Below are 19,942 nucleotides of genomic sequence, written 5' to 3'. Positions count from 1 at the left end.
AGTCACTCATTTTTTTCATCTGCACATTTGCATATCTGCACATCCGCACATCAATCAGCTTTCCTTCTCAAACAGCAGCTTGTAATAGTACATATTCGTTGCCTCATCGTACCCGCGCTCTATCAGGTCGCGGTCACCGTGTATGTATACGTGAAAGTTGCGGTCCAGCTTCAATACGCTCTTGAATACTTTCTGCTGCTTCTTTACCGCCGGTGCAGATATGTCAAATTCATCCGGTATATCCAGCCGGAACTCCTGCTGGTAGTGCTGCCGGTATTCCTTAAAGGAAGCAATGGCATCCGGGTGACCCAGCACCTCCTGCGCAAAATCATCTACATGGAACTGCTCCTTGTCCTTGAAGTAGCTGGCCGATTTGTTGAGCAGGTCCACCTGGTCTACCCGGCTCATCTCATACTCCGCCGGCAGCTTGTCCTCTATGAACAGCTTGCACATGTTTACGGCGGTCTCCGTCTGGTGGTAGCTGTCCTCCCGGCGCTGCACCTGTAAAAAGGCGTCTTTCCAGTATACCGCCTCGTTCTGCTTGCCGATGCTGTCTATCACGCTCACCTTGTAGCCCTGCTCCCCTTCCAGGTCAAAGATCAGGCATCCTTTATCCAGCTTGTTGATGTTAATGCCATCATCGGAGCTTACCTGGTAGTTATCGCCGGAAAGGAACACTTTCAGGTAGGTATCCCGGTTCTCCGATTTGAAAATGCCGATGGCCGGCGCTTCTTCCCCGTCTGTCAGGCATTTGCTGAAGTAGGCGATATACAGTTCCCCGCCCTTTATTTTAGGGTGCGTGGAATGCTTGTACAGGTGTTTGGCAATGTTCACGGACTGCTCGTAGAAACTCTCCTGGTCCGCAAAAATGCGCTTGCAGTACTGGAATACCTCGTTCAACTGCAGTTCTGCCTCATGAAAAAAACGGAAATACTCCGCGCTGTTGGTAAATGGCTGTATAAAATAGTGCAGCAGCAATTGGCTGATGGTTTCATCCTGCAGCTCCAGCGGAGCCTGAGAACAGATCAACGGCTCATCCTGGGAGGAATTGCCTACTTTATGAATGGCCAGATGCGCCAGATCGGATAACGCTGAAACATGGATCATGGGTGCGAAAATAGTAAAACGGCATACAGGTTGCGCGCCGCAATAAATTTATATAGCTTTACCATTATGCACAAGTTTATCGGTCTGCTGGCGGCGGCCGTTATTGCCAGCCCTGCCCTTGCACAGCAAAAGAAAGCCGGCGCTCCATACCAAGCGCAGGACCTTACGGAAGAAAATATGTTCTCCCAAAACATTGAAGGGCCCAACTTTGATAAGGCCGGCAACCTGTACGTGGTGAACTTCCGGCACGACGGCACCATCGGGAAGATCAGCACCAAAGATGGCAGCGGGGAAATATTCGTGACCCTGCCGGAGGGCAGCACCGCTAACAGCATCGTGTTTAACCGTGCAGGCAATATGTACCTGGCGGATTTCAGCGGGCATAATGTGCTGGAGGTAGACATGCGCACCAAAGCCGTGAAACCCTACGTACACTCCGACCGGTTCAACCAGCCCAATGATATCTGCATCAACCGCAAAGGCCAGCTGTTTGCCTCTGATCCTGACTGGAAGAACAATACCGGCCAGCTATGGCGTATTGACAAAGGCGGCCAGGCCGTGCTGCTGGAGCAGAACATGGGCACCACCAACGGCATTGCCCTCAGCCCCGATGAAAAGACGCTCTACGTGAATGAAAGCGTGCAGCGCAAAATATGGCGGTTTGATGTGGACGATGCGGGCAACCTCTCCAACAAAACCCTGTTTACGGAATTCCCTGATTTTGGTTTTGACGGGATGAAATGCGACAAGGCCGGCAACCTGTATGTGGCCCGCTGGGGCAAAGGCGTGATTGCGATACTATCCCCCCGGGGTCAACTGGTACGGGAAGTGCCGCTGAAAGGCAAACAGTGCAGCAACCTTATTTTTGGCGGCAGGAACAAAAAGACCGTGTATGTAACCCTCCAGGACAGGAAGTGCATTGAGATGTTCAGGATACCATAGTTGGCGGTTGTTAGCCTTTAGCTGCCAGCTTTAGCTAATGGGCAAAAGCTGGCAGCCAACAGCTAAATATTCAGTCCGCCGCAGGCGCTGATCACCTGGCCGGTCAGGTAGGCGCCCATGTCGGATGCCAGGAACAGGCATACATTGGCAATATCTTCCGGCTTGCCAAAACGGCCCAGCGGTATTTTTTCTATGTAGGTTTTAGCGCCGTCCCCGTCCTGCAGGTAGTGCGTCATATCCGTTTCAATAAATCCCGGCGCTACGGCATTGCAGCGCACGTTGCGGCTGCCCAGCTCCTGCGCAATGGATTTGGTGAACCCGATGATGCCGGCCTTGGACGCGGCATAGCTGCTCTGCCCCGCATTGCCCTTGATGCCGATGATGGAGCTCATGTTGATGATCACGCCATTCTTGGCTTTCATCATCGGGCGTATGACATGCTTGGTCATGTTGTATACGCTCTTCAGGTTAATATCCATTACATCATCCCACTGGTCGGGGCTCATGCGCAGCAGCAGGTTGTCTTTTGAAATACCGGCGTTGTTCACGCAAATATCCACGGCGCCAAAATCCTTCAGCACCTCCGCTACCAGCGCTTCACAATCTTCGTACAACCCGGCGTTGGACTTGTAAGCCTTTGCCTTTACTCCCTTGGCCTGCAGCTTTTGTTCCAGGGCTTTGGCCTTTTCATCAGAGCTGAGGTAAGTAAATGCTACATTGGCTCCCTGCTCGGCAAATTTCTCCGCGATCGCTTCTCCAATTCCACGGCTGGCACCTGTTACAATAGCAACTTTGTTCTCCAGTAATTTCATGAAATAATTAATAATTAAGAATGAATAATTAATAATCTTAGTGCTGGCCTCCGTTAATTATCCGGGTGCGCAAACTGCAGTATCTCCTCCACGTAATGCCTTTCATTATTCAGGCGCGGCACCTTGTGCTGCCCGCCCAGCTTGCCCTTGCTCTTCAGCCATTCGGTAAAGGTGCCTTTGGGCAGCACATGCACCACCGGCATGCGCAGCGCAATATCCTTATGCCGCTTGGCCTCGTAGTCTGAATTAATGGATTGCAGCATGCTGTCCAGCGCCTGTGTGAACTGCTGCAGGTCGCAGGGCATTACATCAAACTCCAGCAGCCACTCATGCCCGCCGTTGCCACGCTCGCTGAAGTAGATGGGCGCCGCCGTATAGTCATTCACCACGGCCCCGGTCACCTCGCAGGCATGGGCAATAGCCCGGTCGGAATTCTCCACGATCAGCTCCTCGCCAAATGCGTTGATGAACGATTTAGTGCGGCCGCTCACCTTGATGCGGTAGGGCGCCAGGGATACGAACTGTATGGTATCGCCTACCAGGTAGCGCCACAGCCCGCCGTTGGTGCTGATAATCAACGCGTAGTTCCTGCCCAGCTCCACCTCCTGCAGTTGCAGGGTGCGGGGCTGTTCCTTGCCGTATTCCTCCATGGGCATGAATTCGTAGAAGATGCCATGGTTCAGGAACAGCAGCAATCCCTCCTGCCCGATGATGTCCTGCGCGGCAAAAAAACCTTCGGAGGCATTGTAGGTTTCCTGGTAGTACATGTCCGGCTTGCGGATCAGTTGCCTGAACTGTTCGCGGTAAGGCGTGAAGCTCACGCCGCCGTGCATGTACAGCTCTATATCGGGCCATACGTCCGCCAGGTTGTCGGTGCCGGTCAGCTCAAAAATGCGCTTTATCAGCACCAGGGTCCAGGTAGGTACGCCGGCGATGGAAGTAACGTTCTCGTGTATAACGGCATTGGCCATACGCTCTATTTTCTCTTCCCATTCGTCCATCAGGGCAATGGAAAGGTCCGGCGTGCGGATCATGTTGCCGTAGAAAGGCATGTTCTGCAGCATTACCGCGCTCAGGTCGCCGTAATAGGAGTCGCTGTCCGGCGAGAGCTTGTTCACCTGGTGGCTGCCGCCTATCACCAGCGATTTGCCAGTGAGCAGGTCGGAGTCCGGGAAGTTGTTGTAGAACAGGGACAGCACATCCCTGCCGGAACGGTAATGGCATTCGTCCAGGCTCTCGATGGATACCGGGATGAACTTGCTTTTATCTGCCGTAGTGCCGCTGGATTTTGCGAACCACTTGATAGGCGTGTTCCACAGTACATTCTGCTGCCCTTCCATTACCCGCTGTATATAAGGTTTGATGGAATCGTAATTGTGCACGGGCACCCTTTGCTTGAACTCGTCTATCTTGAAGATGCTGGAAAAGCCATATTGTTTGCCAAACTCCGTATACTGGGCGGCACTGATCAAACTTTGAAAAACCTGCTGCTGCACCTGTAAGGGATATTGCATAAAATGCTCTATGCGTCCCATACGCAAACGCGCCAACTGAGATATTGCAGGACTTAAAATTCTCATAAGAAGAAGAATACAGTTAGTTTATTGTTGTTTTGCGGCTTCGTCCAGGTAATTTTTACGGCGCAGGATGAAATTTTGTCCAAGATACACTTTTCTTACCTGTTCATCCGCCGCCAGCTCTTCCGCGGTGCCGGCTTTCAGTATCTTCCCTTCAAACAATAAATATGCCCTGTCCGTGATAGACAGCGTTTCCTGTACGTTATGGTCTGTAATAAGAATGCCAATGTTCTTGTACTTGAGCCGCGCTACAATGGACTGTATATCCTCCACGGCAATAGGGTCAATGCCGGCAAACGGCTCATCCAGCAAAATGAACTTGGGGTCTACCGCCAGGGCCCTGGCTATCTCCGTACGCCGGCGTTCGCCACCGCTCAGCACATCACCCGGGCTTTTGCGCACGTGCTGCAGGCGGAACTCGTTCAGCAGGGACTCCAGCTTCTCCTTTTGCGCGGCCTTTTTCATGCCGGTCATTTCCAGCACGGCGGCTATATTGTCCTCCACGCTCAGCTTGCGGAACACGGAAGCCTCTTGCGGCAGGTAGCCTATGCCCATCTGCGCCCGCTTGTACATGGGCAGCTTGGTAATATTCACATTATCCAGGAAGACCTCTCCCTCATCCGGCTTTATTAAGCCCACCACCATGTAAAAAGTGGTGGTCTTGCCCGCTCCGTTCGGGCCCAGCAACCCTACTATCTCCCCTTGTGTTACTTCTACAGACACGTGGTTCACGACGGTTCTGTTGCGGTACCGCTTAACTAACTGATCTGTATGAATTTTTAATACCATATGTTCAAACTTAGCAAAAATAACCATTTAACTAAGATTATATTATTTTTGCCCGTCATAAAAATAAGGCGCCGGAATTATGAACCCGGGCAGAAAAGACCTTACTCAAACAGGGGCGGGTTCATGCGAGGTTCCATGAGGTTTCTAAAAAGACAAAAAACTACGAATGAAGGTAACAGAACATATTGCACAGGCAAAGGACACCCTTATCTCTTTCGAGATATTGCCGCCCCTGAAAGGTAAAAGCATAGAGTCTATCTACGACCACCTGGACCCCTTAATGGAGTTCAAGCCGGCTTTCATTAACGTTACGTACCACCGCAGCGAGCATATGTTCAAGAAACGGGGCGACGGCTCCTTCGAAAAAGTGGAGATCCGCAAGCGGCCCGGCACCGTAGGCATTTGCGCCGCCATTATGAACCATTACAACGTGGATGCCGTGCCCCACCTGATCTGCGGGGGCTTTAGCCGGGAGGAAACGGAGAACGCGCTCATAGACCTTAACTTCCTGGGCGTGGACAATGTACTGGTGCTGCGCGGAGACGCGCCCAAGAACGAAACCTTCTTTGAGCCCCATCCCGACGGCCACCGCTATGCCTTAGAGCTGCTGCAGCAGGTGGTGAACATGAACAACGGCGTATACCTGGAAGAGGACCTGCAGGAAGGGGTAAAGACCAAGTTCTGCATAGGCGTGGCCGGCTATCCCGAAAAGCATTTTGAGGCGCCCAATATGCAAACAGATATCGCCCACCTGAAAAGAAAAGTGGAAAAAGGTGCCGACTACATCGTAACGCAGATGTTCTTCGACAACCAGAAATTTTTTGATTTTGTGACCAAATGCCGGGACATGGGTATTACCATCCCTATTATTCCCGGTCTCAAGCCCATTACCTCCAAAAAGCAGCTTACCGTGCTGCCCCGCACCTTCCATGTAGACATCCCGGACGAGCTGTCTACTGAAATACTGAAATGTAAAACAGACAAGGAAGTGGAAGAAGTAGGCACCCAGTGGCTCATACAGCAGTCCCGGGAGCTGAAGCAGTTCGGCGTACCGGTGCTGCACTACTACACCCTGGGCAAGCCCAAAGTGGTAAAAAGAGTGGTGGAAGCAGTGGTATAAAAAATGCCATTACGTGGAAACGCAGTGGCATGTACGCATAACTGTCACACTTTTTGTTTTTTTGTCCTATGTCGATGATAGTGTTATTACTGGTAAGACGGACAAGCGGCGCCATTCCCCTAGACAGCACGCATAAAAAAACCGTCCCGCTGAAAGCAGGACGGTTAATGGTGTCTTAGTTGTGTACTATATCTCTATTATGGTTATTTCTTTGTCTTGAACAGGTAACCAACGCTGATACCGAAGTAGCCGTTTTTGGACTTGGTGCCGTTAGGATCTACATCTGTTAAGCCCAGGCTGTAGTTTACGCTGAACAGCAGGCCGTTTTTCAGCTCGTAACCAGCAATGAAGTTGGCGCCGGCATCCATTCTTTTACCATGGATATCCTCATCGGTTTCGCCCAGCTCCTCATCTTTTTTGCCGTCAAACTTCACATCCACTTCGCCGTATTTGCCGCTCAGGCCCATAGCCAGGTAGGGGCCAAAACCGCCGAATATTTTACCGGCGCCCAGCTCGTGCTTGTACAGGAAGTTTACCGGCAGTTCCAGGTAGGTCAGCTTAAAGCTCTCATCAATGCCTTCAGCCTTATAACCTTTAGTGCTTACCAGTAACTGGGGTTGCAGGGCAAAGTTCTCTGCCAGCTCAAAATCGGCAATAGCGCCGGCATGCCAGGCAGCCAGCCTTTTAACGCCATCGCTCTCGTCAAAGCTCATTTTGGCGCTGCTGAAGCCAGCTTTCACGCCAAAGGATACCTGGGCATAGGAGGACAGGGTTCCCAACAGGGCCAACAGGGCTAATACTACATTTTTTTTCATTCGTTGATAGTTTTTGGTTAAGGTCTCATGGAACCGCTCCACCGGCCGGCGAATCAATTCCATTCGTTTGAATTGGTTTTAAGTAATGGTTAAAAATCTTGTGAAAACCGTTTTAGTTTTTTAAAAGCGACGCAAAGATAGTTTGTATATTTAATTTTTATAATTTGTTTTTTATAAATATTAGTTTATTTTATCAATTTTATCTTGCTGCTCCTATGTATATATGGGTATAAACAAGAAAGACCTGCCAGGTTTAAAAAACCTGGCAGGTCTTTACAGACTAAAAGAGCAGGGCCTGATTAATAATTAATAATCTTCCCGGTTTAGTAAAAAGCCCAGGCTCAGGCCCAGGTACCGGTGCTTTAAGGTGCTGTTGGACGATTTGTCCACATCCGTCATTCCCAGGCTGTAATTGGCGCCTATCATCACAAAATTGTTCAGCTCCAGCCCCAGCATAAAGTTGGCGCCGGCATCCCAGCGCCGCAATTGTGTGTTGGTGGAAATAATGCCGGTTTGGTCATTAAAGCTGATATCCTGCTCGGTATTTTGCACCACCTTGCCATTGTAGCGGATACCCAGCTCATATTTGCCCTCCAGGCCATACCCCACATAGGGGCCGGCGCCAATGGCTATCTTCCCGAAGCTTAACGGTATCTTATATACGATATTCAGCGGCAGCTCCAGGTAATGCAGCTTTACACTGCTGGCTACGGGCAGGTATACCCCGGAAAGCCGGGCATCGTCCGGCCGTTCAAAATTTGCGCCTTTGGTAAGGTAGCGTACTACCGGCTGCAGGTAAAAGTTGTGCGTCACCGGGATATTCAGCAGGAAGTCCGCATGCCAGCTCTTTAACCGGCCGGGGGTGCCCATGCCATTGTATTTATAGCCGATGGTGGGGTCTTTGTACTCCATGTCCGCCATGGTATAGCCGCCCCGGAAGCCTATGCTGATCTGGGCATGAAGAGGCGTACCGGCTGCAACAGCCAGCAGGATAAATAGTGTAAAAATTTTCATGCATCTGTCCTGTTTAAAATGTGAAAAACCTATGAAAACTCAGTTTATACTTCAGGGTAAACACTACTTTCGACGACTCCGGGCTAAAGTACGCAATTAAACCGTAAAGGTTTAAGCGTTAACATAAAAAAAACAGGCTGTTCTTTTAAAACAGCCTGTTTAGCAGATTTGTTCTGTGATTTACCGGGTTCCTTACCTGCCACCGAATTTATAACCTACAGACACGCCGAAGGAGGTGTTCTTCCAGGAAAAATCCTCGCCTGCTATCTCCTTTTCGCTGGCTACGTTCACCAGGCCCAGGTCTGTGTTCAACCCGAAATAAAGGCCCTGCGGCAACTCATAGCCCACCTGTATGCCGGCGCCGGCATCAAAACGGCTTAGCTTGTACGCACCGGATTCGTCGTCAAAAGCTTTCAGGTCTCCGCTAAGGTTGCCTATACCGCCTTTGTGTTTGCCACCCAGGCCATAAGCCAGGTATGGGCCTACGCCCAGCACCAGGTTACCTGTGCCTACCTGTGGTTTATAAGTGAACAGGATGGGCAACTGCAGGTAGGACAGCGTGGTTTTGAAATCGCTGTTGTCCTTGTTCTTACCGCCTTTGCCGGCATACAATAAACCGGTGCCGATAAAGAACTCGTCCGCCAGCGGCAGGTCGGCAGTGATCCCCGCCCTTACGCCTACGAGCAAGCTGCTGGTTTCCTTGTCACCGGCATATTTTTGCGTAACACTGGAAAAGTTGGGCCCTGCCACAACTCCCCATTTTACCTGTCCGAAAGAAAGTCCTGCAATAAGCATGGCAGCTACAGATAGCAACGTCTTTTTCATCTGTTAATGTTTAAGTGGATTTTTTAGTCAGTTTTTTTAAAAACTATATTTGATTTATATACAAAAGTGGATGAACAATTGTTTAAAACAGGAAGCCGGCGGATACGCTGAATACGCGGTGTTTGCTCTTGTTGGAGCTCCCGTCGTCCGCACCTGAATTGATCTTGTTAAAGCCCATACCATACTGGGCGGAGAGCAGGAAGTGAGAGATCTCGGCGCCCACCATTACGTTGCCGCCCCAGTCAAAGCGTTTGTACTTGTTCCATCCCTGGTTGGGATCATCGTTATTAAACGGCGTATCGTCGTCCCATTCAATACCGTCATCGCCGGAAGTGCTTACCAGGCCGTTGTTGAACTCATACTTGTTCTTACCGGCCACCCCGAAAGCAAAATAGGGGCCAATACCGGCAAAAAGCCGTGCGTCTGTGCCTACCGGTATTTTACCTACAAAGTTCAGTGGTATTTCTATGTACTGCGGGTTGGTGGTGTACTTGGAGTAAGGGTCGGTTACTGTTGGATTGTCCTTGTCGCCGGACTCAAGCTTGGAACCCTTGCTGCTATAAAATACACCGGGTTGAAAAGATAATACGTTTTGGATCAGTGGCATATCGGCAATAACCCCGATATGATAGGCGGGCAGCGTTCTGTTCTCATCTACAGACCCATCATTGTCTACTGATATGTTTGCCAGGTTCAGGCCACCTTTCACACCTACTCTAACCTGGCTCATGGCCCCCAGTGAAAGGGCCAGGGCTGCAAAGGACAGGATGATTGCTTTGGTCATAAACTATACGTTTTGTTCCGGAGCATACGAACCAAAGACTATGCCAAATGTTTTTTTTGAAAATTTATCTTGTTGATTGTAAGTACGTTGCAACAGGCATATATTAAATATGCCCTCCCGGGGAGGAGGGCATATCCAGGTATCTTTCCTATAGTGTTCCCGGAGTTTTCCCCCTGGAACAAGCGGTAATATAGCGGTGAGGTCCCGGTAAGGTCCCGTGGAATTTAACGTGTAGGCAATGCGGAAGCCGTTCCCTGCGCCAGGCGTTCCAGGAAGCCGTTCAATTGCTGTACGCCCAGGCGCTTGGCCAGGATCTTTTTCTTTTCATCCAGCAGGTATACTACCGGTGTGCTATACACGTCATACAGGCGGCGGTAGTTGCTCTGCGATTGCGGGTCCCAGGCATGTATCCAGCCATCCAGTTGATGGCGGTGGATAAAATCCAGCCACTCCTCGCGGGTACCGTCTGTTTTTACGCCTACCATTACTACGCCCATGTCCTTCCAACTGGCTTTATAGGCGGAGTCCAGGCGGGGTATCTCTGTTTTGCAATGCCCGCAGGTAGGGTCCCAGAAAACCAGCACGGTATATTTTGCTTTGGTGCCGTACAGGGAAAGCGGCCTGGCCGTGGAATCCTGCATGTCCAGCGGGGGCGCCTGCTGCCCTATGAGGTTGGGCGCTATGGCATAGGCCCTTGAAATGATCTTGTTCAACTGCTCATTGTTCAGCCAGTAAGCATCTCCCGGCACATAATATTTTTCCACGAGGTGCACAAACACGGCGTCCATGCCCATGTACTGCGAGGTTTCATAATGGTAGGTAAGCCACCACAGCACGTATTTGAACATTTCCCTGTCCTGCCGGGCCTGCGCCAGCAGGGTATCGCACTCCGCTATAATGGAGTCCGGCTCCATGGGCACCAACTGGGTGAAATATTTCTGCAGCTTGCCTTCCAGCACCGGTGTGCGCACCAGGCGGCCGTCTGCCAGGTTCACCTCATCCCAGTAATGCGATTTGAAATAGCGGTAGGCAAAGGCGGAATCCGCATCAGCCGGTTTAGGCGGCACTTCCGGCTCCTTCATGGCCCTGAATATGCTGGTGAGCAGGGAGGACGGGTGCTTTTGCATGAAATCATGCCGGTAGTCCTGTATCCTCCTGTTCAGCGCTGTTTGTATGGGCCGGGCGCGCGCAGTGTCTGCCGCTGTCCTGGCAGCCAGCGCCTCCTGTATCTGCCGGCTCTCGGGGGCCAAGGTAGCCAGGAAGCGGTTATATTCCAGGAAAAGGTCGTTTTCCGGGGAGGTCTTGTACACGGTTTTGCCAACCAGGTCCGTGGTATCCACGCTTACAGTAAACACCTGCTGCTTGTCCAGCAGCATTTCAAAGTAACGCTGCTTGCCGGGAAACACAACCAGGTAGATACCGCCGGGCAGCGGCTCCTTACCTTCCAGCACAGCGGTACCGCTGGCGTCGATCATCGCGGAATCCGCCAGGAAGGTGCCTTTACCCATGTAATGCGCCAGGAACATCTTGCCGCCGGTATATTGGCTGAACTTAACCGTAAGACGGTATCCCTGGGCCTGTAACTGCGCCTGGCTGTAAATAAAAATGATGATAAAAAACAAAAGTTTACGCATAGGATTGTAGGATATGTAAATGTATAATGATAAACCCGGAATGTAAAATATAAAACCCGCCGCAACCTGCAAGTCATCAATTGTTGAACGGCAGCGCAACCGCCCAAAACCTGCCGCGCCTACTGGCGGCTTGCTGCTAAAAAGACTACCTTTGCATCCGTGAGGAAAAAAAACGTAGTACTGGAAAAAGTACCTGTAAGCGCTTATGCGGCAGAGGGTAAAGCCCTGGCGCGTAAAGACGGGAAAGTTATATTTATAGAAGGCGGCGTGGTGCCCGGCGATGTGGTGGATATCCGGCTCAGTAAGAACAAAAAGGACTGGGCGGAAGGCAGGGCCGTGCATATCCATGAATACTCCAGCCAGCGCGTAACGCCTTTCTGCGAGCATTTTGGCGTGTGCGGCGGCTGCAAATGGCAGATGCTGCCCTACTCCCTGCAACTGGAATACAAGCAGCAGCAGGTGGCGGATCACCTGCAGCGCATAGGCCGCCTGGAGCTGCCGCCTATACAGCCCATCCTGGGCTCGCAGCACAGCACGCAGTATCGCAACAAGCTGGAGTTTACCTTCAGCAACAAGGCCTACCTCCTGCAGGAGGAGATAGCGGAGGACGGCACCATTCCCCGTCGCAATGCCCTGGGCTTTCATGTGCCCCGGCTCTTTGACAAGGTGCTGGACATCCGCACCTGCCACCTGCAGCAGGAGCCGGTGAACCAGATCCGCAATACCATCCGGGAATATGCCATTGCCCATGATCTTGCTTTCTATGATATCCGGGCGCAGCAGGGATGGCTGCGCAACCTGGTGGTGCGCATCTGCACCACGGGCGAGGTAATGGTGAACCTGGTGATCCATTACGAGGATGAGCCGGCCCGCAAGGCGCTGCTGGACCACCTGCTGGCCAGCGTGCCGGGCATTACTACCGTGGTGTATACCATCAATCCTAAGAAGAATGATAGTATCTTTGACCTGGAGCCCCGGGTATATTACGGCAAAGGATATGTGGAAGAGCGGCTGGAAGATTTTGTCTTCAAAATAGGCCCCAAATCTTTTTTCCAGACCAATACCTACCAGGGCGTTACCCTGTACCAGGTTACCAGGGACTTTGCAGCACTAACAGGAACGGAAATTGTGTATGACCTGTATTGTGGTACCGGCAGCATCGGTATTTTTGTATCCCGTAAAGCCGGCAAGGTGATCGGTATAGAGCTGGTGAAAGAGGCCATAGATGATGCCCGGGAAAATGCGGCACGCAACCAGGTGGATAATGCGGCCTTCTTTGCCGGCGATGTAGTGGATATCTGTGATGATGATTTTTTTGCACAGCACGGACAGCCGGACGTGATCATTACCGACCCCCCACGGGCAGGTATGCACGAAAAGCTGGTTGGCAAACTGTTGCAGATAGCAGCGCCCAAAATAGTATATGTAAGCTGTAACCCTGCCACGCAAGCCAGGGACCTCGCCCTGCTCAGCGGGCTATACCAGGTAACAAAAGTACAGCCCGTAGATATGTTCCCGCATACACACCATATCGAGAACGTAGTATTGTTAGAGAAAAAAAGCTAATAGCTCATAAAAAAGACCCGTTAATACGATGAACGAATTCAGGCCCGGCAGATTTGAGATTCTCCCCCTGGTGATCAAAAACCTCCTGATCATCAATGGATTGGTATACCTGGCACAGATCACCCTTGAACCTATGATGGGCGACTGGATCATAGACACATTTGCCCTGCATTACTGGGGCTCGGACCTGTTCCGCCCGCACCAGGTCATTACCCACCTGTTCATGCACGGCTCCATCGGCCACCTGTTCATGAATATGTTTACCCTCTGGATGTTTGGCAGCACCCTGGAAAACGTATGGGGCCCCAAGAGGTTCCTGATATTTTACGTGATCTGCGGTATAGGCGCCGCCATGTGCCACATGGGCGTGCTCACCTATGACAACATCCACCTTACCCGCGATGCGCAGGCTTTCCTGCAGGACCCCACCTACTCCAATTTTGCACTGCTGGACCGCAAGTACGATCTCAGCTCCGGCACCTTTACGGCGGAAAGCCTGAAGAACGCGCTGGCCATGGCCCCGGGCAATCCCCAGGTGATACAGGACGCCCAGGTGTTTGTACAGGCTTTTGTGGCCGAATTCCGCAACACGGCCACACTGGGCGCATCCGGCGCGGTATACGGCATCCTGTTCGCATTCGGCTACCTGTTCCCGAACAGCCTTATTTTCCTGTATTTCCTGTTCCCCCTGAAGGCGAAGTACTTTGTTGGCATATTGATTGTATTGGAACTGTTCTCGGGCATACAAAACTCCGCCGGCGATAATGTGGCGCACTTTGCGCATCTGGGTGGCGTGCTGTTTAGCTTCCTTTTACTGAAGTACTGGAACAGGAACAACCGGCGACATTTTTATTAGGGGTGATGGCCCTTCACCTTTCCTAATTTTGTAACTTTATAGTAAAGTGATCGTAGCATGCGTACAGTGCAAAAAGAACGGATTCCCAGCCTGACTTTAGGAGAAGAGCGGAACATTGTTACCCAGATCCTGGTCGTAAATCTCACGGTGTTTATACTGCTGTTGTTCACCCGGGTTATTTATAACATGGAAGGTTACACCACGGAGCGGTTTAACCAGGAGATACTCACCTGGACCACCCTGCCCGCCAACCCGGCGCGCCTGCTTACCCGCCCCTGGACGCTGATCACTTTCATGTTTTCGCATATCAGTTTCTGGCAGATTTTCAGCAACATGGTATGGCTGTGGTGCTTTGGTTCCCTGCTGCAAAACCTGGCCGGCTACCAGCGCATCCTGCCACTGTACCTCTTTGGCGGCGTTTGCGGGGCCATCTTTTATGTAATGGGCATGCACGCCATACCGGGCTTTGAATCCCTGCTGCCGCAGGGCGCCATGATAGGCGCGGGCGCCAGCGTAATGGCTCTGGCCATTGGCGCTACCACCGTTGCTCCCGGCTACCGCATATTTCCCATGCTGGGCGGCGGCATTCCCTTATGGGTGATCACGATCGTTTTCGTAGCCTTGCACGTAGGCGCCCATATCTACTCCCCCAACGATAGCTACCAGACCTATTTCCCTGCCCTGATAGGCGGCGGCCTTACCGGCTTCCTCTACATGCTGCAGTGGAAAAAGGGCAGGGACTGGGGCGCCGGCCTGAACCGCCTCACCTACAAAGCCACCCACATTTTCCACCCGGCAGAGCAGGAGCACCCGGACGTAACTATGGTGAAGAAAAGGCTGAACACCCCGGGCGCCAACAATCCCTACCGTAAGGTGGGCAATGTACCGGAGCAACGCCTGAACGAAATACTGGACAAGATCAATGAGCAGGGCATGCACTCCCTTACGCCGGAAGAACGCGAAACCCTTTTCCGGGCCAGCCGCCAGGGAAGTTGAACAGCCTCACAGCGCCCCGCAGATAATAATGTAAAATTTACACAGCCGCATAGGGTAATTTTCACGCATTTGCCTTATTTTTATAAGGTTAAGTAATTCAATGCCATAACCCCTGTTTCGTGAAACTATTGCATGTCTTTATTCCCCGACTGCTGCTTTGCTGCAATGGCCTGTTAATAGCTGCGCTGTTAACTTCCGCCTGGCTGCCCTACATCAGCCCGCATTATTGGTGGCCCAGCGGCTTTGCCGGCCTGCTGTTTCCTGTACTGCTGTGCATCACGCTCGTGTTCATCCCCATCTGGATCTTGTATAAAAAATGGTATTACTGGCTGTGCCTTGCGGCTATCGCGCTCTGCTACAAGGCCATACTGGTAAGCGTATCCCTCCGCCCCGCGGAGGAGATGGCTGCCGGCAGCCAACCGGTCCCGCATTTTACCGTAATGACCTTCAACACCAGCAGCATGGGCGTGAAAGGTTACCGGCTGGACAAGGAGCTGCACAGCGGCATCCTGCAAACATTGAAAGCGGCCAGCCCGGACCTGCTCTGCCTGCAGGAATTCTATACCAACGATGATCCCGCGCTTACCAATAATATTGCCGCCATACAGCAGCAGTTGGGCTACCCTTATTACTACTTTACCTCGGACAAAACGCAGTGGAACACCTGGCATTACGGCATCATTCTTTTTTCCCGCTATCCCGTGATACATGCCCGTAAAGTGCCCTGCGGCTACAGCGAGGCCGGTAGCGGCAGCAGTATCCTGGAAGCGGATGTACGGGTTCACGGCGATACCATCCGGGTCTGCACCGCCCAGTTGCGCTCCTATATGTTCAATGCGGCAGACCTGGCCCAGCTACACGCCATCAAAACGATGGACGGCCGCCGCGCGGAGCTGCCTGCGGCACGCTCCCTGCTGTCCAGGATGCGGCACACCTTCAGCGCACGGGCGGAGCAGGCCCGCCTGCTGCAACGCCTGGCGGAGCAAAGCCCCCATCCCGTTATTGTTTGCGGCGACCTGAATGATACCCCCGTTTCCTATACCTACTACACGCTCAGCCGCCACCTGCAGGATGCGTTCCTGCAAAAGGGCAGCGGTACAGGGCGCACGCTTTCCTTCCTGTCGCCCACACTGCGTATTGATTATATTCTCGCGCACAGCCGGTTCAATATACACGGCTACCGCACCTTTCACCATCCTTTATTTGAACATTTCCCTGTGATGGCAAGTTTTTCTTTAAAGAAAAAGACCTGACAGGTTTTTAAAACCTGACAGGTCTCCACTTTATTATTCCCTATCTTTAAGCCCAAAAGTGTCTGGTAACAGGTGAGATTTATCCGATTATTCACAAAAGGAGTTTTACTGGCGATCAACACAGGGGTTGTACTACTGTTCCTGCTGGCCTGCCTGGCGCCCTGGATATCGCCGGAACGCTGGTGGCCTATCAGCTTCATCACCCTCCTGTTTCCTTACCTGTTGCTGCTGGTGGTGCTGTTCTTTTGCTGCTGGGTAGTGTTCAAGATAAGATACAGCCTGCTGTCCCTGGCCGCTATACTGGTTGGCTGGAAATCCATCAGCGCCTTTATTGCCTTTAACTGGCCGGATGCGGAAAAACAGTTTACCGCGCCGGACAACAGCATTACGGTGATCAGCTACAACGTAGGACTGTTTGGCCTGTACCGCGAAAAGGACAGCAAGTACAACCGGCAGGCCATGTTTGCGCTCATAAAAAAACAGTCGCCGGATATTGCCTGCTTCCAGGATTTTTATACTTCGGAAAAAAAACACGACTTCAACAACCGGGAAGATATATCCCGGGAGATGCGGCTGCCCTACCGCTATTTTTCCAGCGATTTTAACCGCGACGGCATGCAGCACTGGGGCTCCATCATCTTTTCCCGTTACCCCATTGTGCAGTCTGAAAAAGTAAAGCTCTCCAGGGGCCCGCTCAGCGAAAGCATGATCTATGCAGACGTGGTGCGGGGCAGGGATACCATCCGTATCATCAACATGCACCTGGAGTCTTACCGTTTCAATGAAAAGGACTACCGCTCTATTGAAAAGATCAGGAACCAGGAAGATACCGGCCTGGTGGCGGCCAAAAGCATCATCCAGAAAATGAAGGAAGCCTTTCAGCGCCGGGGCCGGCAGGCGGATATCGTGGCGGACTTCATCCGTAAAAGCCCGTACCCCGTGGTGGTATGCGGCGACTTTAACGATACGCCCGCATCCTATACCTATTTCAAGATCAGGGACGGCCTGCAGGACGCCTTCCTCAAAAAAGGCACCGGCATAGGCCGCACCTTTACCGGGCTGGCCCCTACCCTGCGCATTGACTACATACTGCCGGATAAAGCATTTACCGTGAACAGCTTCCGCAAGATCAACTCCGATCTCAGCGATCACTACCCGGTTATTGCCAATCTTACGCTGCAGGCTGACAGCACTTCCGCTGATCACTAAGCAGCCAACCGCAAACAAGTAATCACTATCTTTGCAATCCCGGAAATAATGGATTATGTCGGAATTAAAAATATACAACTCACTGCACCGTCAAAAGGAAGTATTTAACCCTTTATATCCCGGGCATGTAGGCATGTACGTTTGCGGGCCTACGGTATCCGGCGAGTCGCACCTGGGCCATGCGCGTCCCTATATCACGTTCGATGTGCTGTTCCGCTACCTGCAGCACCTCGGCTACAAGGTGCGCTATGTACGCAACATTACGGATGCCGGCCACTTCGAGGAAGAAGGCCGCGCCGCCGAAGATAAAATTGCCAAAGGCGCGCTCCTGGAAAAACTGGAGCCCATGGAGCTGGTACAGAAATACACGAATCTGTACCACTGGGCCATGCACCAGTTCAACTGCCTGGAGCCCAGCATAGAACCTACCGCCACCGGTCATATCCTGGAGCAGATAGAAATGATCAAAAAGATCATGGAAAAAGGTTATGCCTACGAGGTGAACGGCTCCGTTTACTTTGACGTAAAGAAATATGCGGAAGGGCATGACTACGGCATACTGAGCGGCCGCGTGCTGGAAGATATGCTGGAAACCACCCGCGAGCTGGAAGGCCAGGACGAGAAAAGGAACAAGGTGGACTTTGCCCTCTGGAAAAAGGCCCCGCCGGAGCACCTCATGCGCTGGAACAGCCCCTGGGGCGAAGGCTTTCCCGGCTGGCACATTGAGTGCTCCGCCATGAGCGGCAAGTACCTCGGCCGGCAGTTCGACATTCACGGCGGCGGTATGGACCTGCAGTTCCCCCATCATGAATGCGAAATAGCCCAGAGCGAGATCGCCAACGGCGAACTGATGGCCCGCTACTGGATGCACAACAACATGATCACCATCAACGGGCGCAAGATGGGCAAGGCCTACAACAACACCATCAAGCTCACGGAAATATTTGCCGGTACCCACCCGCTGCTGGAAAGGCCCTACAGCCCGATGACCATCCGGTTCTTTGTGCTGCAAACTCATTACCGCAGCACGCTGGACTTCTCCAACGAAGCCCTGCAGGCGGCGGAAAAAGGCCTGCAGCGCCTGTGGGCCGCCTTTGACGTGCTGCAGAAGCTGAGCTATGCAACCAACGGCAGCCCGGTAAATGAGGAGCTGGACAAGCAGGTGCAGCAATGGTGCCAGGAGTGCCATGCGTTCATGGACGATGACATTAACACCGCCAAGGTGCTGGCCAACCTCTTTGAGCTGGCGCCGGTGATCAACTCCCTGAAAGGCGGGCAGATAAAAATGCACGAGATCAGCGAAGCCAGCTTCCACCTGCTGCAAAAGACCTGGCAAACCTTTTTAATTGATATACTGGGCCTGCAGCCGGAAACGCTGGTAACGGATAACAGCAAGTTGGACGGCGCCCTGCAACTGCTGATCGAAATGCGGAAAGAAGCAAAGCTGAGAAAAGACTACGCCACCTCCGACAAGATACGCAACCAGTTGCTGGCCATCGGCATACAACTGAAAGATGAAAAGGACGGTAGCGTAAGCTACAGCATTCTATAAATACCATATTCACCAGGAACGTGTTTAAGCAACCTACTCTTTGGACAATCATCGCCGGCATGGCCTTACTTACCTTTGCCTGCCAGCCCTCAGCAAATAACGGGAACAGCGATTCGGAGGACAATACCACCATATCTGCCGTGAAAGTACCTGCTTTTAACGCGGACAGCGCCTATGCCTATACCGCCAAACAGGTGAGCTTTGGCCCCCGCATTCCCAACACACCCGCGCAGGAGCAATGCGCGGACTGGCTGATACAGACCCTGCGCCCGCTGGCAGACACTGTATATGTGCAGCGCACCACCGTAACCGGCCCTCAAAAAACGGCGCTGCCCTGCATCAATATCATTGGCGTTTTTAACCCGGCGGCTACCCAGCGCATCCTGCTGCTGGCCCACTGGGATACCCGGCCCCACGCGGACCAGGACGCTTTTGACAAAACGAAAAAGCTGGACGGGGCGGACGATGGCGCCAGCGGCGTGGCTGTACTGCTGGAGCTGGCCCGGCAGTTTCACCGGGAAAAGCCCAACATTGGCGTAGACCTGCTGCTGACCGATGTGGAAGACTCCGGCGTGAGCGAGGAGGAGAACAGCTTTTGCCTAGGCACACAGTACTGGGCCCATCACCCGCATGTGCCCGGCTACAAGGCCAATTACGGTATCCTCCTGGATATGGTTGGCGGGCGCGGCTCCCAGTTCTACATGGAAGCTACCTCCCAGCAATATGCGCTGGGCCCCATGAAAGCTTTCTGGGACGTGGCTAACAAGCTGGGCTACTCGGACTATTTCCGTTACGAAGGCAACGGCGCCGCCATTACGGATGATCACGTATATGTAAATACCATTGCCCATATACCCACCTTCGATATCATTGCCCTGCAGCCCAGCGGCAGCTTTGCGCCGCACTGGCATACGGAGAACGATAATATGAGCGTGATAGATCCGCGTACGCTACAGGCAGTAGGGCAAACACTGATGCAGGTGGTATATGCGCAGCCATTTTAGGAGGTAGGATGTAAGAGGTAAGAAATATGATGCTTACCGATTGCACCCTACATCATATTTCTTACATCATACTTCAAACTTCCTGTT

The 19,942-nt window shown here is 52.3% G+C and carries 18 protein-coding genes; 9 read left to right on the top strand and 9 right to left on the bottom strand.

Going from position 1 to position 19,942, the window contains the following annotated elements:
- Positions 1–54 precede the first annotated feature (54 nt).
- Positions 55–1,107 carry a nucleoid-associated protein gene (locus LX66_RS06070; RefSeq protein ID WP_145710983.1) on the bottom strand — a complete coding sequence of 351 codons (1,053 nt, stop codon included), beginning with the start codon at positions 1,105–1,107 and terminating at the stop codon, positions 55–57.
- A 66-nt stretch (positions 1,108–1,173) separates the two neighbouring features.
- Here LX66_RS06070 and LX66_RS06065 point away from each other — a divergent pair, with 66 nt between their 5' ends.
- Positions 1,174–2,049 carry an SMP-30/gluconolactonase/LRE family protein gene (locus LX66_RS06065; RefSeq protein ID WP_145710982.1) on the top strand — a complete coding sequence of 292 codons (876 nt, stop codon included), beginning with the start codon at positions 1,174–1,176 and terminating at the stop codon, positions 2,047–2,049.
- Between the two features lie 62 nt (positions 2,050–2,111).
- Here LX66_RS06065 and fabG read toward each other — a convergent pair whose 3' ends face one another.
- From fabG to lptB, 3 genes are all read right to left on the bottom strand, one after another.
- Positions 2,112–2,861, bottom strand: a complete 750-nt coding sequence (gene fabG, locus LX66_RS06060; RefSeq protein WP_145710981.1) for a 3-oxoacyl-[acyl-carrier-protein] reductase — start codon at positions 2,859–2,861, stop codon at positions 2,112–2,114.
- Between the two features lie 53 nt (positions 2,862–2,914).
- Entirely contained in the window at positions 2,915–4,396 is a 1,482-nt protein-coding gene (locus LX66_RS06055) for a GH3 auxin-responsive promoter family protein (protein WP_425545329.1), read from the bottom strand.
- Between the two features lie 66 nt (positions 4,397–4,462).
- Positions 4,463–5,227, bottom strand: coding sequence for an LPS export ABC transporter ATP-binding protein (gene lptB / locus LX66_RS06050; protein ID WP_145710979.1), 765 nt, complete (start codon positions 5,225–5,227; stop codon positions 4,463–4,465).
- 166 nt (positions 5,228–5,393) lie between these two features.
- Between lptB and metF the strand changes: the two genes are divergently transcribed.
- Positions 5,394–6,347 carry a methylenetetrahydrofolate reductase [NAD(P)H] gene (metF, locus tag LX66_RS06045; RefSeq protein ID WP_145710978.1) on the top strand — a complete coding sequence of 318 codons (954 nt, stop codon included), beginning with the start codon at positions 5,394–5,396 and terminating at the stop codon, positions 6,345–6,347.
- A gap of 203 nt (positions 6,348–6,550) precedes the next feature.
- Here metF and LX66_RS06040 read toward each other — a convergent pair whose 3' ends face one another.
- The 5 genes from LX66_RS06040 to LX66_RS06020 all read right to left on the bottom strand — a co-directional run bounded on the left by LX66_RS06040 (position 6,551) and on the right by LX66_RS06020 (position 11,419).
- Positions 6,551–7,162 carry a porin family protein gene (locus LX66_RS06040; protein ID WP_158642547.1) on the bottom strand — a complete coding sequence of 204 codons (612 nt, stop codon included), beginning with the start codon at positions 7,160–7,162 and terminating at the stop codon, positions 6,551–6,553.
- 306 nt (positions 7,163–7,468) lie between these two features.
- A complete protein-coding gene (locus tag LX66_RS06035; protein WP_145710976.1) occupies positions 7,469–8,176 on the bottom strand; it encodes an outer membrane beta-barrel protein in 708 nt (235 codons plus the stop codon).
- 192 nt (positions 8,177–8,368) lie between these two features.
- A complete protein-coding gene (locus LX66_RS06030) occupies positions 8,369–9,001 on the bottom strand; it encodes a porin family protein (RefSeq protein WP_145710975.1) in 633 nt (210 codons plus the stop codon).
- 82 nt (positions 9,002–9,083) lie between these two features.
- Positions 9,084–9,785 carry a porin family protein gene (locus LX66_RS06025; RefSeq protein ID WP_145710974.1) on the bottom strand — a complete coding sequence of 234 codons (702 nt, stop codon included), beginning with the start codon at positions 9,783–9,785 and terminating at the stop codon, positions 9,084–9,086.
- Between the two features lie 224 nt (positions 9,786–10,009).
- Positions 10,010–11,419 (bottom strand): TlpA family protein disulfide reductase, encoded by a 1,410-nt coding sequence (locus LX66_RS06020; RefSeq protein ID WP_145710973.1) that lies wholly within the window; start codon positions 11,417–11,419, stop codon positions 10,010–10,012.
- A 159-nt stretch (positions 11,420–11,578) separates the two neighbouring features.
- Between LX66_RS06020 and rlmD the strand changes: the two genes are divergently transcribed.
- The 7 genes from rlmD (at position 11,579) to LX66_RS05985 (ending at position 19,855) form a co-directional block, all read left to right on the top strand.
- Positions 11,579–12,985, top strand: coding sequence for a 23S rRNA (uracil(1939)-C(5))-methyltransferase RlmD (rlmD, locus tag LX66_RS06015; RefSeq protein ID WP_145710972.1), 1,407 nt, complete (start codon positions 11,579–11,581; stop codon positions 12,983–12,985).
- A gap of 28 nt (positions 12,986–13,013) precedes the next feature.
- Positions 13,014–13,841: a rhomboid family intramembrane serine protease gene (locus LX66_RS06010; RefSeq protein WP_145710971.1), complete on the top strand. Its 828-nt coding sequence runs from the start codon at positions 13,014–13,016 to the stop codon at positions 13,839–13,841.
- 57 nt (positions 13,842–13,898) lie between these two features.
- Positions 13,899–14,837 carry a rhomboid family intramembrane serine protease gene (locus LX66_RS06005; protein ID WP_145710970.1) on the top strand — a complete coding sequence of 313 codons (939 nt, stop codon included), beginning with the start codon at positions 13,899–13,901 and terminating at the stop codon, positions 14,835–14,837.
- A gap of 119 nt (positions 14,838–14,956) precedes the next feature.
- Positions 14,957–16,090 carry an endonuclease/exonuclease/phosphatase family protein gene (locus LX66_RS06000; protein WP_145710969.1) on the top strand — a complete coding sequence of 378 codons (1,134 nt, stop codon included), beginning with the start codon at positions 14,957–14,959 and terminating at the stop codon, positions 16,088–16,090.
- A 72-nt stretch (positions 16,091–16,162) separates the two neighbouring features.
- On the top strand, positions 16,163–17,299 hold the full coding sequence (locus tag LX66_RS05995; RefSeq protein ID WP_145710968.1) for an endonuclease/exonuclease/phosphatase family protein: 1,137 nt from the start codon (positions 16,163–16,165) through the stop codon (positions 17,297–17,299).
- A 55-nt stretch (positions 17,300–17,354) separates the two neighbouring features.
- Complete coding sequence (gene cysS / locus LX66_RS05990; RefSeq protein ID WP_211366027.1) at positions 17,355–18,851, top strand: cysteine--tRNA ligase; 1,497 nt, start codon at positions 17,355–17,357, stop codon at positions 18,849–18,851.
- A gap of 59 nt (positions 18,852–18,910) precedes the next feature.
- Positions 18,911–19,855 (top strand): M28 family peptidase, encoded by a 945-nt coding sequence (locus tag LX66_RS05985; protein WP_145710966.1) that lies wholly within the window; start codon positions 18,911–18,913, stop codon positions 19,853–19,855.
- The last annotated feature ends 87 nt before the right edge of the window (positions 19,856–19,942 follow it).

The organism is Chitinophaga japonensis (genome assembly GCF_007830125.1).
Taxonomy (GTDB): Bacteria; Bacteroidota; Bacteroidia; order Chitinophagales; family Chitinophagaceae; genus Chitinophaga; species Chitinophaga japonensis.
The sequence above is the reverse complement of the archived record's forward strand: the minus strand, read 5'-3'. Positions and strand labels throughout refer to the sequence as shown.

Excerpts from the sequence above, each read along its gene's own strand:
- cysS (WP_211366027.1), top strand. The coding sequence starts at position 17,355 with ATGTCGGAATTAAAAATATACAACTCACTGCACCGTCAAAAGGAAGTA.
- LX66_RS06030 (WP_145710975.1), bottom strand. The coding sequence starts at position 9,001 with ATGAAAAAGACGTTGCTATCTGTAGCTGCCATGCTTATTGCAGGACTT.
- LX66_RS06025 (WP_145710974.1), bottom strand. The coding sequence starts at position 9,785 with ATGACCAAAGCAATCATCCTGTCCTTTGCAGCCCTGGCCCTTTCACTG.
- LX66_RS06035 (WP_145710976.1), bottom strand. The coding sequence starts at position 8,176 with ATGAAAATTTTTACACTATTTATCCTGCTGGCTGTTGCAGCCGGTACG.
- metF (WP_145710978.1), top strand. The coding sequence starts at position 5,394 with ATGAAGGTAACAGAACATATTGCACAGGCAAAGGACACCCTTATCTCT.
- LX66_RS06005 (WP_145710970.1), top strand. The coding sequence starts at position 13,899 with ATGCGTACAGTGCAAAAAGAACGGATTCCCAGCCTGACTTTAGGAGAA.
- LX66_RS06010 (WP_145710971.1), top strand. The coding sequence starts at position 13,014 with ATGAACGAATTCAGGCCCGGCAGATTTGAGATTCTCCCCCTGGTGATC.
- lptB (WP_145710979.1), bottom strand. The coding sequence starts at position 5,227 with ATGGTATTAAAAATTCATACAGATCAGTTAGTTAAGCGGTACCGCAAC.
- fabG (WP_145710981.1), bottom strand. The coding sequence starts at position 2,861 with ATGAAATTACTGGAGAACAAAGTTGCTATTGTAACAGGTGCCAGCCGT.
- LX66_RS06070 (WP_145710983.1), bottom strand. The coding sequence starts at position 1,107 with ATGATCCATGTTTCAGCGTTATCCGATCTGGCGCATCTGGCCATTCAT.
- LX66_RS06020 (WP_145710973.1), bottom strand. The coding sequence starts at position 11,419 with ATGCGTAAACTTTTGTTTTTTATCATCATTTTTATTTACAGCCAGGCG.
- LX66_RS05985 (WP_145710966.1), top strand. The coding sequence starts at position 18,911 with ATGGCCTTACTTACCTTTGCCTGCCAGCCCTCAGCAAATAACGGGAAC.
- LX66_RS06055 (WP_425545329.1), bottom strand. The coding sequence starts at position 4,396 with ATGGGACGCATAGAGCATTTTATGCAATATCCCTTACAGGTGCAGCAG.
- LX66_RS06065 (WP_145710982.1), top strand. The coding sequence starts at position 1,174 with ATGCACAAGTTTATCGGTCTGCTGGCGGCGGCCGTTATTGCCAGCCCT.
- LX66_RS06040 (WP_158642547.1), bottom strand. The coding sequence starts at position 7,162 with ATGAAAAAAAATGTAGTATTAGCCCTGTTGGCCCTGTTGGGAACCCTG.